At 70.7% G+C, this 16,781-nt stretch carries 8 protein-coding genes; 6 read left to right on the forward strand and 2 right to left on the reverse strand.

The annotated features are described in order from the left end of the window. Window positions 1–43: 43 nt before the first annotated feature. The gene (locus tag EV659_RS07675) at window positions 44–10,312 is read right to left on the reverse strand and encodes an Ig-like domain-containing protein (protein WP_132708282.1); all 10,269 of its coding nucleotides are present in this window, start codon (window positions 10,310–10,312) and stop codon (window positions 44–46) included. Window positions 10,313–10,596: 284 nt separating this feature from the next. On the opposite strand from EV659_RS07675, the gene EV659_RS07680 reads away from it, so the two are divergent. From EV659_RS07680 to EV659_RS07695, 4 genes are all read left to right on the forward strand, one after another. Next, complete coding sequence (locus EV659_RS07680) at window positions 10,597–11,367, forward strand: ComF family protein (protein WP_132708283.1); 771 nt, start codon at window positions 10,597–10,599, stop codon at window positions 11,365–11,367. A 66-nt stretch (window positions 11,368–11,433) separates the two neighbouring features. Then, a complete protein-coding gene (gene grxC / locus EV659_RS07685; protein ID WP_132708284.1) occupies window positions 11,434–11,691 on the forward strand; it encodes a glutaredoxin 3 in 258 nt (85 codons plus the stop codon). A 48-nt stretch (window positions 11,692–11,739) separates the two neighbouring features. Beyond that, window positions 11,740–12,729, forward strand: a complete 990-nt coding sequence (locus tag EV659_RS07690) for a carbon-nitrogen hydrolase family protein (RefSeq protein WP_200288072.1) — start codon at window positions 11,740–11,742, stop codon at window positions 12,727–12,729. Then, window positions 12,726–13,205 (forward strand): DUF1178 family protein, encoded by a 480-nt coding sequence (locus EV659_RS07695; RefSeq protein ID WP_132708285.1) that lies wholly within the window; start codon window positions 12,726–12,728, stop codon window positions 13,203–13,205. Before EV659_RS07690 ends, EV659_RS07695 begins: the two co-directional genes overlap by 4 nt. Window positions 13,206–13,464: 259 nt before the next feature. On the opposite strand, the gene ubiG is transcribed toward EV659_RS07695, so the two are convergent. Continuing rightward, window positions 13,465–14,193, reverse strand: a complete 729-nt coding sequence (gene ubiG, locus EV659_RS07700; protein WP_132708286.1) for a bifunctional 2-polyprenyl-6-hydroxyphenol methylase/3-demethylubiquinol 3-O-methyltransferase UbiG — start codon at window positions 14,191–14,193, stop codon at window positions 13,465–13,467. Between the two features lie 225 nt (window positions 14,194–14,418). Between ubiG and EV659_RS07705 the strand changes: the two genes are divergently transcribed. Both EV659_RS07705 and EV659_RS07710 read left to right on the forward strand, forming a co-directional pair. Continuing rightward, window positions 14,419–15,672 carry an aspartate kinase gene (locus EV659_RS07705; protein WP_132708287.1) on the forward strand — a complete coding sequence of 418 codons (1,254 nt, stop codon included), beginning with the start codon at window positions 14,419–14,421 and terminating at the stop codon, window positions 15,670–15,672. After that, the gene (locus EV659_RS07710) at window positions 15,659–16,729 is read left to right on the forward strand and encodes an NAD(P)H-dependent flavin oxidoreductase (RefSeq protein WP_200288074.1); all 1,071 of its coding nucleotides are present in this window, start codon (window positions 15,659–15,661) and stop codon (window positions 16,727–16,729) included. Before EV659_RS07705 ends, EV659_RS07710 begins: the two co-directional genes overlap by 14 nt. Window positions 16,730–16,781 lie beyond the last annotated feature (52 nt).

Below are 16,781 nucleotides of genomic sequence, written 5' to 3' on the forward strand. Positions count from 1 at the left end.
GTCTCCGGGGGCGGCACATGCGGGGCTCGGGCGTTGCGGGATGCTACCAGGTGATGTGGTCGATGTTCGAAAAGTCGATCACCGTTTCGCCGTCCACCTGGATTTCGCCTGGGCTGTCGATGTCGGTCAGGCTGGTGCCGCCGTCGGCGCTGAACGTGGCGCCATTGTCGAGCGAGATCACCCAGTTGCTGCCGGCAAAGGCGGAGATGTCCATGGTGTCCTCGCCGCCGCCGCCGTCCAGATAGGACACGCCATTAAAGGCCGCGTCGGCGCCGACCTGGAACAATTCATCGTCGCCGGTGCCGGCGACGCTGGCCTGGCCCGCGACCGTGATGACGGTGGGCGCGCCGATGTCCGCCGCCCCGTCGGTCGTCTCGCCCGCGGCGTCGCCGACATCGCTCAAAGGCGTGTCGTCGTCGCCCGACAGGTCGCCGGCGCCTTGCGGTTCGGCTTGGTCGTCGCCGTCAGCGCCGGCCATGGGGTCGGCCCCGGGATCGGTTCCGGCGTCGGCGGCGTCGGCCGAGAGATCGTCCAGCGGCCCGGTCCCGGCGGCGTCACCGGACGGCCCCGCGTTGGCGGCCGGCTCGTCGGTGGCCGGCTCGTCCGCTGGTGTCGCTTCGGGCGCCGTGGCCGTCTGGTCGTCGCCGGTTCCCGCCGCCGCCTCGGCTGCCTCTGGACCGGCTTCGGCATCGCTGGGGGCGGCGTTCTCGGTTGCATTGGCCGGTTGCATCGGGTCGCTGGCGTCGGCCGGGGCGTCCGGTTGGATCGCTTCGGCTGGACCCTCGGCGTTGCCCTCGGTCCCGTCGGTCGCCCCGGAGGCGGTCGACCCGCCGCCGGTTGCGGCCTCGGCGGACTGGCCGTCCGGCACAGGACCGGCGCCTCGCGCGCTCAAGCCGTCGGCCGCTGCCCCGTTGGCGGTGCTGGTGCCGGCGGGCATGGCTGCGTCGTCGATCGCCGCTGCGGTCAAGCCGTCCTGGCCGACGACCCCCGCGAGCGTCAGCGAGCCCGCGCCGTCGCCATAGTCGATGACCAGATCGTCGCCGTCCACCCGGGCCCCGGCGCCGGCGCGACCGCTGACCGCCAGGCTGGCGATGAAGCCGAGCAATTGGACACCGCTCGACACCTTGCCGTAGCCGGCGATGTCGATGGTGTCGGTACCGGGGCGGAAGTCTGTAACGGTGTCGTGGCCCGGGGCGGTGCCGGTATAGTCGTCGATGTGGAAGGTGTCGTCGCCGGCGCCACCGGTCATGGTGTCGTTGCCGGCGCCACCCCAGAACTGGTCGTCGCCGGCGCCTTTGCGGGTGATGACATCGTCGCCGTCGCCGCCCCAGAATTGGTCGTCGCCATTGCCGCTGCTGGTGATTTCGTCGTTCCCAGCGCCGCCCCGTATCTGGTCGTTACCGTTACCACTGTTGCGAATGATGTCGTCGCCGGCCCCGCCCCAGATCTGGTCGTGACCGCTTCCGGCATTGTCGATGATGTCGTCGCCGTCGCCGCCGCCGATCCGGTCGTCGCCACGCCCGCTCACCTGGATGATGTCGCGGCCGTCGCCGCCGCAGATGACGTCATCGCCGTTACCGCTGTCCCTGATGACGTCATCGCCACCCAGGCCGAAGATGCGGTCGCTGCCCGGCGTTCCGGTCAGCGTATCAGTCCCCTCGGTGCCCAGCATATCACCCGGCCGGGTTTCGCCGCACGGGCCGTCGTCTTCGGTGTCGTCGCCGGGGTCGGGCTGGTCGGGGGTCAGGATGGCGTCGATGTCGTCGGGGTCGAGGCCGTCGGGGCCCACGACGCCTTCCAGGCGCACGCTGCCCACCGTGGCGCCGAAGTCGAACACCAGGTCGGCGCCGTCCACGCGTGCGCTGGTATCGTCGCGCCCGTCCGTGGTGATTTCGTTGATGAAATCCAGGAACTGCTCGCTGGTCTGCAGCGCGTAATCCTGGCCGTCGAAGCGGAACGTCAGCGTGTCGAACCCGGTCTCGCCGCCGCCGTTGACGTCGAAGTCGGTGATCACGTCGTCGCCTTCGTGGCGGGCCGACACGTCGCCCAGGGCGAACACATTGCGGTCGCCGCCGCCGCCGCCCGAGCCGCTGCCGGTCAGGGTATCGTCGCCCAGGCCGCCGCGCAGCATGTCGTCGCCGGCGCCGCCGATCAGCGTGTCGTCGCCGGCATTGCCTTCGAGCGTATCGTCGCCGCCGCCGCCGTCGATCCGGTCGTCGCCGCCCATGCCCTTGATCACGTCGGCCGAACGGGTGCCGGTCACGTCATTGTCTTCAGGGGTCAGGAAGGTGACGGTGTCGCCGCTGAACAGACCGCCGCGGGCGTCATCATAAGGGTTGAACACGTCTACCGCGTCGGGGCCGGCGTCGCCGGCGGCGGTGCTGCCGTCGAACAGGAAATTGGCGTGGCCGCCGGGCAGGTCGTCGAGCAGGGTGACGTCGACGCCTTCGAGGCGCACCGACAGGCCGGGCGCATTGTCGAAGGTGATCACCGTGTCGGCACCGTCCTGGACCATCTGCATGGCCTCGGGGCGCAGCCCGGCGCCGAAGCGGATGGTGTCAAAGCCGGCGTTTTGCAGCGTGCCGCCGCTGCCCACGGGCGTGAAATCGGTGATCACCACCGCGCCGTCGCCCGGCGCCACCTCGAAGCGGTCATTGCCCGCCCCGCCGGTCAGCACGTCGCCGCCGCCGGCCCCGATCAGCGTGTCATGGCCGGCGCCGCCGTGAATATGGTCGGCCCGGGCCGTGCCGGTGACCCGGTCGTCGCCGGTGCCGGCGTCGAAGGCGCTGTCGGCGCCATAGTCGACGCCGCCGTGCAGGATCACGGTGTCGTTGCCCGACAGCGCGTCGCGTTGGGTGGCGGCCGCGGCGACGCTGGCACTGTAGGCGGTCAGGTCGACGGTATCGTCGCCGGTGGTGAAGATCGCCGCCGGCGCGTCGGCCGTGCCGGTCACGGTGACCGTGACGCTGGCGGTCGAGGTGGCGCCCTGCTCGTCGGTGACCTTGTAGGTGAAGCTGACGTCGCGGGTTTCGCCCTCGGCCAGATCCTGGAAGTCGTTGCCGGGGTCGAAGCGGAAGGTGCCGTCGGGGTCGACGCTGACCGAGCCTTCGGCCGGTTCGTCGACCAGCGCGAAGCTCAGGTCGCCCGGGTCGGCGTCCACATCATAGGCGGTCAACTGGCCGCTGACCACCGGACCGTCTTCTTCCGCCGTCACCGGGCCTTTGAAGGTGGCGATGGGGGCGTCGTTGCGACCGGTGACGGTGATGGTGGCGGTTGCCGTCGAGGTGGCGCCGTGTTCGTCGGTGACCTTGTAGGTGAAGGTGACGTCGCGGGTTTCGCCCTCGGCCAGCTCCTGGAAGTCCTCGCCGGGGTCGAAACCGAACCGGCCGTCGGGCAGCACGGTCACCCAACCGCCACCGGCCTCGGGGTCGCTGACCAGGTCGAAGACGATCTTGTCGTCGGGGCCATCCACATCGGTGGCGGTCAACTGGCCGTCGACAAGGCTTCCGTCTTCGTCGGCTTCAAGCGTCCCGCTATAGGTGCCGACCGGCGCGTCGTTGGTGCCGGTGACGGTGATGGTGACGGTCTCGGTGTCGGTGCCGCCGTGGCCGTCGGTGACCTTGTAGGTGAAGCTGACGTCGCGGGTTTGGCCTTCGGCCAGGTCCTGGAAGTCGTCGCCGGCGTCGAAGGCGAAGCCGCCGTCGGGGTCGACGGTGACCGAGCCCTCGCCCGGGCCCTCGACCAGCGCGTAGCGAAGCTCGCCGGTCTCGGCGTCCACGTCGGTGGCGGTCAACTGGCCGGAGACGGTGGGGCCGTCCTCTTCGGCGGCCACCGGGCCGGTGAAGGTGGCGACCGGCGCGTCGTTGGTGCCGGTGACGGTGATGGTGGCGGTGGCGGTGTCGGTGGCGCCCGCGTCGTCGGTGACCGTGTAGGTGACCGTGGCGGTGGCGGTGTCGCCCGGCGCCAGATGGTCATAGGCGTTGCCGGGGTCGAAGGCGAGCCGCCCGTCGTCGGTGATCGAGACGCTGCCGCCGGCACCCGGCGCCAGGGTCGCGCCAGTGAGGGTCAGGGTGTCGTCGGCGTCGGGGTCGCGGTCGTTGGCGAGCACGTCGAGGGTCAGCGGGATGTTCTCGCCCGTGGTGCCGGTGTCGGCCGCCGCAAGGGGCGCGTCGTTGGTGCCGGTGACGGTGACCGTGACGGTCTCGGTGGCGGCGTTGCCGGCGCTGTCGGTGACCCGATAGGTGAAGGTGACGTCGCGACTGTCGCCCTCGGCCAGGTCCTGGAAGCCGTCGCTGGGGTCGAAGCGCACCGTGCCGTCGGGGTCGACGCTGGCGCTGCCCTCGGCCGGGTCGGTGACGATCTCGTAGCCGAGCGTGTCGTCGGCGTCGGGGTCGGTGACCGGCAGGGCCGCGCTCACCGGGTCGCCGTCTTCGGTCGCCGTCAGTGACAGGGGCCCGGCCGTCGGCGCCTCGGGCCGGTCGGTCAGGTCGACGGTGATGGTCTCGGTGTGGGTGGCGCCGGCCTCGTCGGTGGTGCGCAGCGTCACCTGATAGCTCGACTGGGTTTCGTAATCGAGGTTGGCGCCGTCGCGCACGCGCAATTGGTCGCCGACCACCTCGAACGGCAGATCGCCGGCGCCGACCGTCACAGGGGCGTCGTAGGAAAAGCCGCCGCCGCCGGGTGCCTTGGTCTGCGCGCCGCCGTCCCAGCTCATCTTGTGGGTGGCGCCCGCCGCCTCGCTGGCCACGAAGGTGTCGGTGTTGGGGGGCAGGGTGACGGTGATCGGCTCGCCGCCGCCATAGGGCGATAGCGTCACCTCGACCGCCTCGTCGGTGCCGTTGCGCAAGCGCCAGACCGAGTGGGTCGCCTGGCCGTCGCCGTCTTCGAGCCGGCCCATGGCGGTCAGGCGCAGCCCGTCGGCGCCGGTGGGCAGCGAGAACACGCCGTCGGGGTCGGCGGCGAGCGCCTCGTCGAGCGGCCTGGTCTGCTCGACCAGCGCATAGGTGTGGCTGTCGCCCGCGTCCACGTCGACGCTGCCGAGGGTGGCGACCACCGTACCCGCAGCGGCGTTTTCCGCCACCGTGGCGCGGTCCTGCGCCGGATCGGTGCCGGTCTGGCCTGCGTCGGGGCTCAGCGTGATGTCGGTCGGGGCGTCGTTCTCGCCCTCGATGATCAAGGAGACCTCGCGGGTGACGGCCGGGCCGTCGCCGTCGCTCACCGCCACGGTGAAGCGAACGGTGGCGGTGTCGCCGAGCCCCAGGCTCTCGAACGCGCCGTCGGGGTGGTAGGTGAACTGGCCGTCGCTGGCCAGCGTCAACGCGCCCTGCGCCGGCCCTTCGACCAGCGAGAAGCTCAGATCGTCGCCGTCGATGTCGCTGGCGGTAATCCGGCCGCCGATGGCCCGGAGCGCATTCGCGTCCTCGCCGATCCGCAGCGGCGTTTCGCCCGGTCGGTCCAGTGCCGCGTCGCCGGTGAGCGCCGCACCGCCGTCGAGGCTGAGATCGGCGCCGCCCGAGCGGTCGTCGAGCCCGCCGTCGGTGAAGTCATAGGCCAGCACGCTGCCGCCCGTCGCGCCGTCGACGCCGGCCTGGCCCGCGTCGGCCGCCAGCGTCGCCGCACCGCGCACATGGTCGAACAGTTGCAAATCGGCGATGCGGCCGGTGAACGCCTGATCGGGGTCGAAGCCACCGCCGACGCTGTCCTGGTCCTGGCCCAGCGCCAGGGTGCCGCCGCTGGGCACGGTCTGGCCGGCGGCGGCCAGACCCTCGCCCTTGAACTCACTGTCCACATAGACGCGCAGCGCGCCGGTGTCACCGTCCCAACTCAAGCTCAGGGTCTTATAGGTGCCATCGAACAGCGCCCCTGTGCCGCCGTCGACCGGCACCCGGACCAATTGATTGTTCACATAGACGTCGAGCCCGCCATGGTCATTGGCCAGCACGGTGAAGGCGTTGTCCGAGCCCTCGACCGCATAGGACAGCAACGCCACGTCGCCGCGGCCCCCGCTGCCGGGGGCCGCGGCGCTGGCGAAGGTCATCGACACGGTGAGCGCGTCGCCGGGCCAGCCAGCGAGGTCAGCGGCCAGGGCCGCGTCGCCCGCCGCGCCGTCGAGGGTCAGCGCTTGGCCGGGGAGCACCGGCTGAGCGTCGAGGCTGTTGGTCACGTCGACGATCGGGCCGATCACCGGTTGGTCGTCGGCGCCGGTCACCGTCACCGTGGCGGTGCCGGTGGTGGTCTCGCCCATGGCGTCGGTGGCGCGGTAGCGGAACGACACCTGGCGGGTGTCGCCCGTGTCCAAGTCCTGGAACGCGTGGCCGGGGTCGAAGACGAACTGGCCATCGGCGTCGAGGGTCACCTGGCCCGCCTCGGGCTGGTCGAGCACCGCGAGGCTGACGCTGTCGTCATTGTCCACGTCGCGTGCGTCGACCGCGATGGTCACCGGGGCGCCGTCCTCGCTGGCCGCGCCTGGGCCCACGTCCACGATGGGCGCGTCGTTGGTGCCGGTGACGGTGATCGTGACGGTCTCGGTATCGGTGCTGTTGGGCAGGTCCCGGCCGTCGTCGACGGTGACCGTCAAGGTCACCGTGGTGGTCTCGCCCTCGGCCAAATACTGGAAATCGTCCGCCGGGTCGAAAACGATGCGCCCGGTCGCCGGGTCTATGGTGGCGACGCCCTCGGCGTCGGCGCCGCGTTCGTTCAGACGATAGCGGAGCGTGTCGGCCCGGTCGGGGTCCTGGGCGGTCACCTGGATGGCGATGGCATCGCCGTCCTCCACCGCGGAGAATATCTGCCCGCCCACGAACAGCGCATCCTGGGCGATGGTCATCTTAGTCTCGCCGGTGACTTGGTTGGTGAGGCCGACCGCCTCGCCGCGGGTGAAGTCGAAGTCGAGCACCCGGCCCTGGCGGTCGTCGCCGCCGGCGATCTGGTCGGGTGTCAGCGCGCCGTCACGAACGGTAAGGCCGTACATCCGGCCATTGAAGTCCTGCTCGCGGTCGAAGCCGGCGCCCAGATCGGTTTGCTCCTGGCCCAGGGTGACCGTGCCGCCAGCCGAGATCGGCTGGCCCGTCGATACCGTGCCTTCGCCCGCCAATTGGCCGTCCAGATAGACCCGGAGCGAGCCGTCGGTGCTGTCCCAACTGACGGTCAGGTCATGGGGTTGGCCGTCGAACAGGTCGCCGAAAGCGTTGTCGATGCCGCGCCCCAGATCGCATTCCTGGCCATTGACATAGACGCTGAACCGGCCGTTGGGCCGGGCGAAGACCATGAACTCGTTATCGTCGCCGTCGGAGCCATTGTAGGAAAACAGCGCGTTGCCATTGGTGTTGAGTCCGTCATGGCCCGGCGGCGTGTCGGACGCGAAGGTCATCGACACGGTCAGCGCGTTGGTGGGGAAATTGTCCACGTCGGCGATCATCGCCACGCCGTCGAGCCGGCCGGTCTCGTTGAGCAACAGCGCCCCGTCGACTGCGCCGCCGTCCTGCGTCACGGCGGTGATCGCCGGTGCGTCGTTGCGGCCGGCGATGGTGATGGTGGCGGTGGCCGTATCGCTGGCGCCATGGTCGTCGGTGACGGTGTAGCGCACCTGCACGGTCTCGCTGTCGCCCACCGACAGGTCATTATACGCGTCGCCGGGGTCGAAGCGCAGTGCGCCGTCGACGATGTCGATCGAACTGCCGTCGCGGCCCGCCTGGCCGTCGACCCATGCCACGTCGGTCAGCGTCGCGCCGTCGCCGGCGTCGGCATCGCGGTCATTGGCCAGCACGTCCACGTCGACAGCGCTGTCTTCGTCGGTCGCCCCGGTGTCGGCCATGGCGACCGGCGCGTCGTTGGTGCCGGTGATGGTGATGGTGGCGGTCGCCGTGTCGGTCGCGCCCGCGTCGTCGGTGACCGTGTAGGTGACCGTGGCGGTGGCGGTGTCGCCCGGCGCCAGATGGTCATAGGCGCTGCCGGGGTCGAAGGCGAGCCGCCCGTCGTCGGTGATCGAGACGCTGCTGCCGGCACCCGGCGCCAGGGTCGCGCCGGTGAGCGTCAGGGTGTCGTCGGCGTCGGGGTCGCGGTCGTTGGCGAGCACGTCGAGGGTCAGCGGGCTGTTCTCACCCGTGGTCCCGGTGTCGGCCGCCGCAATCGGCGCGTCGTTGGTGCCGGTGACCGTGATGGTGACGGTCTCGGTGTCGCTGCCGCCGTGGCCGTCGGTGACCTTGTAGGTGAAGCTGACGTCGCGGGTTTGGCCCTCGGCCAGGTCCTGGAAGTCCTCGCCGGCGTCGAAGGCGAAGCCGCCGTCGGCGTCGACGGTGACCGAGCCCTCGGCCGGGCCCTCGACCAGCGCGTAGCGAAGCTCGCCGGTCTCGGCGTCCACGTCGGTGGCGGTCAACTGGCCGGAGACGGTGGGGCCGTCCTCTTCGGCGGCCACCGGGCCGGTGAAGGTGGCGAGCGGCGCGTCGTTGGTGCCGGTGACGGTGATGGTGGCGGTGGCGGTGTCGGTCGCACCGGTGTCGTCGGTGACCGTGTAGGTGACCGTGGCGGTGGCGGTGTCGCCCGGCGCCAGATGGTCATAGGCGCTGCCGGGGTCGAAGGCGAGCCGCCCGTCGTCGGTGATCGAGACGCTGCCGCCGGCACCCGGCGCCAGGGTCGCGCCGGTGAGCGTCAGGGTGTCGTCGGCGTCGGGGTCGCGGTCATTGGTCAGCACGTCGAGGGTCAGCGGGGCGTTCTCGCCCGTGGTGGCGGTGTCGGCGACCGCGATGGGCGCGTCGTTGGTGCCGGTGACCGTGATGGTGACGGTCTCGGTGTCGCTGCCGCCGTGGCCGTCGGTGACCTTGTAGGTGAAGCTGACGTCGCGGGTTTGGCCCTCGGCCAGGTCCTGGAAGTCATCGCCGGCGTCGAAGGCGAAGCCGCCGTCGGGGTCGACGGTGACCGAGCCCTCGGCCGGGCCCTCGACCAGCGCGTAGCGAAGCTCGCCGGGCTCGGCGTCCACGTCGGTGGCGGTCAACTGGCCGGAGACGGTGGGGCCGTCCTCTTCGGCGGCCACCGGGCCGGTGAAGGTGGCGACCGGCGCGTCGTTGGTGCCGGTGACGGTGATGGTGGCGGTGGCGGTGTCGGTCGCACTCGCCTCGTCGGTGACCGTGTAGGTGACCGTGGCGGTGGCGGTGTCGCCCGGCGCCAGATGGTCATAGGCGCTGCCGGGGTCGAAGGCGAGCCGCCCGTCGTCGGTGATCGAGACGCTGCCGCCGGCACCCGGCGCTAGGGACGCGCCGGTGAGGGTCAGGGTGTCGCCGGCGTCCGGGTCGCGGTCATTGGTCAGCACGTCGAGGGTCAGCGGGATGTTCTCGCCCGTGGTGCCGGTGTCGGCCGCCGCAAGGGGCGCGTCGTTGGTGCCGGTGACGGTGACCGTGACCGTCTCGGTGGCGGTGTTGCCGGCGCTGTCGGTGACCCGATAGGTGAAGGCGACGTCGCGACTGTCGCCCTCGGCCAGGTCCTGGAAGCCGTCGCCGGGGTCGAAGCGCACCGTGCCGTCGGGGTCAACGCTGGCGCTGCCCTCGGCCGGGTCGGTGACGATCTCGTAGCCGAGCGTGTCGTCGGCGTCGGGGTCGGTGACCGGCAGGGCCGCGCTCACCGGGTCGCCGTCTTCGGTCGCCGTCAGTGACAGGGGCCCGGCCGTCGGCGCCTGGTTCGTTGGGTCGCCGCCGTCATCGCCGCTGGTGCCGTCCGGGCCGCCGTCGTCGCCTTGTTCAGCGACGATGATCTCGGATAGGGACGGTTCGCCGTCCGGCACGGTCGTGTCCGGCGTGCCGGCGTCGGTGTCTGCCGCATCGCCGCCGTCGAGCCCGGCGAGCGGGACGTCGTCGCCGAGAGCCGGCAAGACCACGCCGCCGCGATCAGTGGCGCCACGCACCGCCGTTTCGAAAGACCCGGCGGTGGCGAACACGGTGCCGTCCTCGGCACTGAAGCCGCCGCCGCCGCTGCCCGGTCCGAACAGGTCGCCCGCGCCGCGGAACGGATCACCCACCAAGCCGATGTCGGCGGCACCGGGGCCATCGCCCACCGACCCGGACGCCACCGCGCCAGCGGCCGCGCCATCGGCATCCAATAGCGGACGCCCCGCACCGCCGTCGTCATTCGAACCGGGAAGGGAGATGTCGGCGCCGAGATGCAGGTTCACATAGTCGAGCGGATCGTCGGTCGCGGTTTCGAGACTGTCGTCGAGAATGACGCTCTGCTCCCGATCGGGGGCCGGATTGCGTTCGACGAACAGGATGGGATCAATGGGGGTTGCCGAGGCGTTCCCGGGCTTTGGCGTGCTGTCGTCGGCCACGAGGGGGCTCCTACTCCGAACCGGGGCCGTGGCGGAGTCGACCCCGTGACGCTACATGGTTAGAGAATATATAAAATTTGCTTAACCAGCAAGAAAACAACGCGAATGGCCATAAAGATAGGGCCGGGAAAAGCCAGGGGCGGACCGGGAACGCATCCGAGCGCGAAACGATCCCGACGCTGCCGGGCGCGCTTGTCTGCGTTGCAGGCGCGCACGCCGGCGCTTGGTGACGGTTCCGTCATAGCTGTCCCACAGGCTGCGCCGATCTGGGTTAGACTGTGCCAATGAGCCGCTGGACGAAGCCAACCAAGATCGTGGCCGGGACGTGGTCGGCGCGGTTGCTGGATATGGTGTTGCCACACCGGTGCGCCGCGTGCGGGGCCGAGACCGTGGCGCCGGGGCTGTGCGGAGTTTGTTTTCAGGCGCTTAGTCCCATCGCCGGGTCGGTGTGTGCGCGTTGTGGGTGGCCGTTCGAACTGGCCCAGCCGGCCGACGCCTGGTGTGCCGCCTGCCACGCCCGGCCGCCGACCTTTGATCGGGCGCGTGCGGCGCTGGTTTATGACGACGCGAGTCGCGGCCTGTTGTTGGCATTCAAGCATGGCGACCGGACCGATCTGGGGCCGGTGCTGGCCGCGCACCTGGCGCGCGCTGGGGGCGACTTGCTCGACGACGCCGGGTTGATCGTGCCGGTTCCGCTCCATCACCGGCGGCTGTTTCGGCGCCGGTACAATCAGGCGGCCTTGCTGGCCGGAGCGCTGGCGCGGCGCACCGGCCGGGCGTGGCGGGGCGACCTTCTGGTGCGGCGCCGGGCGACGCCGAGCCAAGGCGGGCTGAACGCCGGGCAGCGGCGGCGCAATGTGGCCGGGGCGTTCGCGCTGCACCCGCGCGACGGTGCCGAGGTGGTCGCCGGGCTGCGGGTCTTGCTGGTCGACGATGTGCTGACCACCGGGGCGACGGCGGAGGCATGCGCGCGCTGCCTGTGTCGCGCGGGCGCTGCGGCTGTGGACGTGGTAACGGTGGCACGGGTTGTTTTGCCGCGCGCGCCGGACATATAGAGCGGTCTGGGGCGGCCGGCGCGTGGGGGCGAGCGGCCGCCGGCTTCAGTTGTCAGGAGGACCGTGATGGCGGATGTCGAGATCTATACCAAGGAATTCTGCGGTTTTTGTGCGCGCGCCAAGAAGCTGCTGCGGGCCAAGAATGTCGGCTTCAAGGAAATCCCCATCGATATGGAGCCGCGTCGGCGCCCGGAAATGATCGAGCGGGCGGGGGGCAAGACCACGGTGCCGCAGATCTTCATCGGTGGCGAGCATGTGGGCGGGTGCGACGAGTTGGTGGCGCTCGACCGGGCGGGCAAGCTGGATGCCTTGCTTGAAGCTTGAGCCGCGGCGGCGGACGGTTTGGCCTCAGCCGGTGTCGGGAGGGCGGCGTTGAGCCCGGCGGGCGGCGACGACCGGGCGGCCAGCTCGGTGACTGTGGCGCTGATCCAGATGACCGCCGGCATCGAGCCCGAAGCCAATACGGCGCTGGTTTGCCGCTTGATGGGCGAGGCGGCGGCGCGCGGCGCCCAGTGGATCGCCACCCCTGAGATGACCGTGTGTCTGGACAGCGACCCCAAGCGGCTGCTGGCCCACACCCATGACGAGGACGAGGATCCGCATCTGGCGCGGCTGTGCCGGCACGCGGCGGCCTTGGGGGTGACGCTGCTGATCGGCAGCATGGCGGTGCGCGCGGGCACCGGCGACGATGGTCGGCAGCGGCTCGCCAACCGGTCGTTCTTGGTCGGTCCCGACGGCACGATCCGGGCCCGTTATGACAAGGTTCATCTTTTCGACGTTAGCCTAAGCGATGGCGAACGGTATGCCGAGTCGCGCCTGTACCGGCCGGGGGACCGGGCGGTGGTGGCCGACGCAGGGTTTGCCACCCTGGGGCTGTCGGTTTGCTATGACCTGCGCTTTCCGGCGCTCTATCGGGGGCTGGCCGAGGCGGGGGCGCGGATCTTGACCGTGCCGGCGGCGTTCACGGTGCCCACGGGGCGGGCCCATTGGCATGTGTTGCTGCGCGCCCGGGCGATCGAGACCGGTTGCTTTGTGGTCGCCCCGGCCCAGGCCGGGCGCCACGCCGACGGCCGCGCCACTTACGGTCACAGCCTGGTGGTCGACCCTTGGGGCACGGTGCTGCTGGACGCCGGCCCTGCCGAGCCCGAGACCACGCCGGGGGTGCATCTGGTTGCGCTCGATCTGGCGGCGGTGGACCAGGCCCGCGGACGCATACCGGCCTTGACCCATGCGCGCGCGGTGCGTGTAGAAGGTGTCGCGGGACAGGCTGCGCCCGGCACGCCGGCGGCCGGCGGCCCGGCGGCGGCCGATGAGACGCCCGACGAAAAGCCTCTTCGGAGGCATGAAGGACGAGAAAGATGATCGTTTTTGATTTGGTCTGCCGATCCGGCCATCGGTTCGAAGCCTGGTTCCGCTCGGCGGCCGCCCATGACGAACAGCACAAGGCCGGACAGATCGTCTGCCCGGAATGCGGCGATACCCATGTGGAGAAGGCATTGACCGCGCCGAACATCGCCCGCTCGCGCCCGGTGTCGGCCGATGCCGCCATGGCGGCCGCCGGCGAGATCTGCGACATGGCCGCCGGCGCGCCCGAGTTGCCGGACCCGCTGCGCCGCGAGCTCGACCAGGTGCTCAACCGTGTGCGCGCCCATGTGGAGGCCCATTGCGACTATGTGGGCGACCGGTTCGCCGAGGAAGCGCGCGCCATGCACTATGGCGAGACGACGCCGCGCGGCATCTATGGCGAAGCGACCACCGCGGAAGCCGCCGACCTGATGGACGAAGGCATTGAACTGACGCCGCTGCCGACGCCGCCGCGCCGCAAGGCCGACGCCTGATCGTCTGACCGCCGGATCGCCGGCCTTAGCCCTCTGGCCTGTGATGGGCACCGTCGATGCCAGGGGGATGCCGGGCGTGGATGCCTGGGTGGACCACCGACGCCGGGGCGCCGGCGCCTTGGTGGGCAAAGCGCCCGTCAACCGCACAGCGACGCGTGTGGTGCGGCCCCGGCTGCGGCGCCGCCGGCCGCCCGGCGGTTGCATCAGGTGTCCGTATGCCGTGCCGGCCGTCGTTGCGGCGGGCGGCTAGAGCGGCCGCTCAGCCGGCGGCGATGCCCATATAGTTGACGCTGAGATCGTTGCTGAGCCGCCACCGGTCGCCGAGCGGGTCATAGCTGAGGCCGCGCCATTCGGGGTGGCAGAAGCCGGCGTCGGTCAGCGCGGCGGCCAGGTCGTCGGGGCGGATGAACTTGCGCCAGTCGTGGGTGCCGCGGTCGACCCAGCCGAGCACATACTCCGCCGCCACGATGCCGAGCGCGAACGCCTTGGCGGTGCGGTTCAGCGTCGATACGACGACCGCGCCGCCGGGCCGGGTGAGCGCGCGCAGCGCCGCCACGAAGGCGTCCACATCGGCCACATGCTCAAGGATTTCGAGCGCTAGCACCACGTCGAACTGTTCGCCCGCCTCGGCCAGCGCCTCGGCGGTCATGTTGCGATAGTCGATCTTCAGCCCCATGGCCTGGGCGTGGGCGCGCGCCGCGCCGATCACCTCGCTTGAGGCGTCGAGCCCGGTGACCCGGGCGCCGAGCCGGGCCATCGGCTCGGTGACGATGCCGCCGCCGCAGCCCACGTCAAGGATGCGCAGGCCCTCGAACGGCGCGGTGGTGCCGCGCGGGCAGGCGCAATGGTCGCCGACCCGGTCGCGGATGAACGTCAGGCGCGCCGGGTTGAGCTTGTGCAGCGGCGCCATCGGCCCGTCCGGGTCCCACCATTGCCCGGCGATGCGGCCGAAGGCCTCCACTTCGCGGCGTTCGACGGTGCTGCCCATGGTCGCTGATCCTTCTTTTCGCTGACGGTCTGGTGGTCGCTGACGCCCGGTGTCGGTGCCGGCGGGCGGTCGGCTGCTGTTCGGGCGTCCGGCGCCTCGTGTCTTGGTTCTGCCGGGTCCGGCCTTGTGTGTGCCCTAGTCTGGCTTTATGACGTGCGACGGTCATGCTCGGCAAGGGCGCATCCTGTCCGCGTTGTGGTCGCGACAGCCTGCAAGGACGGCTCTATGGCGTTGGTGGTAAAGAAATTCGGTGGGACATCGGTTGCGGACCTGGAGCGCATCGCCGCGGTTGCCGAACGGGTGAAGCGCTCGGTCGATGCCGGCGACCGGGTCGCCGTGGTGGCGTCGGCCATGGCCGGCGAAACCGACCGGTTGGTGGGCTTGTGCCGGGCGGCCGCCGCCGGCGATGGCGACCCGGCCGAGATGTGCGAATATGACAGCGTGGTCGCGGCGGGCGAGCAGATCTCGACCGGGCTGCTGGCGCTGACCCTGCAACGCCTGGGCGTGCCGGCGCGGTCGTGGACCGGCTGGCAGGTGCCGGTGCGCACGCTCGGCCATCACGGCTCGGCGCGCGTCGACACCATCGACCCCGCGGCCCTGCTCGCGTCGATCGACGCCGGCGTGGTGCCGGTGGTGGCGGGCTTTCAGGGCGTCGATGCCAACGGCCGGATCGCCACCCTGGGGCGCGGCGGCTCGGACACCTCGGCGGTGGCGCTGGCGGCGGCGTTGGGCGCCGACCGTTGCGACATCTACACCGACGTGGACGGGGTGTTCACCACCGACCCGCGGATCGTCGCCAAGGCACGCAAGCTCGACCGGATCTCGTTCGAGGAAATGCTGGAAATGGCCAGCCAGGGCGCCAAGGTGTTGCAGACCCGGTCGGTCGCCATGGCGATGCAGCACGGGGTCCGGCTTCAGGTGCTGTCCAGCTTCAACGATCGGCCGGGCACGCTGGTGGTGCCCGAGGGGGACATCATGGAACAGGAAGTGGTCAGCGGGCTGGCCTATTCGTTGAATGAATCGCGCATCAGCGTCATGCACGCGCCCGACCGCCCCGGTGTGGTGGCGGCGATCTTCTCGCCCCTGTCGCAAGCCGGCATCAATGTGGACATGATCGTCCAGACCTCGGCCAAGGTGGGCGAGGTGGCCAATGTCACCTTCACCGTGCCCGAGACCGACCTGGACCGCGCGGTGTCGCTGCTGGAAGCGGCGCGCGACGAGATCGGTTACAAGGACCTGATCGCCGACCGTGGCGTGGTCAAGATCTCGGCCATCGGCCTGGGTATGAAATCCCACTCGGGCGTCGCCGAGACCATGTTCAAGACGCTGTCCGAACGGGCGATCAATGTGGATGTGATCTCGACCTCGGAAATCAAGCTGTCGGTCTTGATCAAGGCGGATTATCTGGAACTGGCGTTGCGGGCGTTGCACGCCGCCTATGGCCTGGATGCGAAGGAGGAACCCTATGGCGGCAGTTGACAGCGACGTGGCGGTGATGGCGGACGACCGGGCCGGTGCGGGTGCGCGCGCCCGGCTCGATGCCCTGTGGCGGACCGGGACCGAATTTCTGGGCACCCGCTATGCGATCCTCGGCGGTGCCATGACCTGGCTGTCGGAGCGCCATTTGGTGTCGGCGATCTCGAACGCCGGTGGCTTCGGCGTGCTGGCCTGTGGCGGCATGGAGCCCGAGCGGCTGGCCGAGGAAATCGACGCCACCCGGGCGCTGACCGATCGGCCGTTCGGGGTCAATCTGATCACCCTGCACCCCCAGCTCGACGCGTTGATCGACGTGTGCAACGCGCGCGACGTGAGCCACATCGTGCTCGCCGGCGGGCTGCCGTCGGGCGGCGCCATCGAACGGATCAAGCAGGGCGGCGCCAAGCTGATCTGCTTCGCGCCGGCGCTGGCGCTGGCCAAGAAGCTGGTGCGCTCGGGCGTCGACGCGCTGGTGATCGAGGGCACCGAGGCCGGCGGCCATGTGGGCCCGGTGTCGACCAGCGTGCTGGCCCAGGAGATCCTGCCCCATGTGCGCGACGTGCCGGTGTTCGTCGCCGGCGGCATCGGCCGGGGCGAGGCGATCGCCGGCTATCTGGAGATGGGGGCGGCCGGCTGCCAGTTGGGCACGCGGTTCGTCTGCGCCACCGAAAGCACCGCCCATCCGGCGTTCAAGAAGGCGTTCATCCGCGGCTCGGCGCGCGACGCGGTGGCGTCGGTGCAACTGGACCCGCGCTTCCCCGTCATTCCGGTGCGGGCGCTCAAGAACGCCGGCACCGAGCGGTTCATGGCCGTGCAGCGCGACGTGGCGGCCAAGGTCGAGGCCGGCGAGATGGACCAGGCGGCGGGGCAGTTGGAGATCGAGCATTTCTGGGCCGGGGCGCTGCGCCGCGCGGTGGTCGACGGCGATGTGGAAACCGGCTCGCTGATGGCCGGCCAGTCCGTGGGGCTGGTCAAGGCCGAGCAGCCGATGGCCGAGATCATGGCCGATTTGGTCGACCAGGCTTGTGCCCATTTGGTGCAGGCGGCCAATCTGTCGTAAACCGGGCCCGCGGGCGGCCGGCTTCCCGTGAGCCGGCGGCCTGACGACGCCC

Origin of the sequence: Rhodothalassium salexigens DSM 2132, assembly GCF_004341375.1 — a bacterium.
Classification (GTDB): domain Bacteria; phylum Pseudomonadota; class Alphaproteobacteria; order Sphingomonadales; family Rhodothalassiaceae; genus Rhodothalassium; species Rhodothalassium salexigens.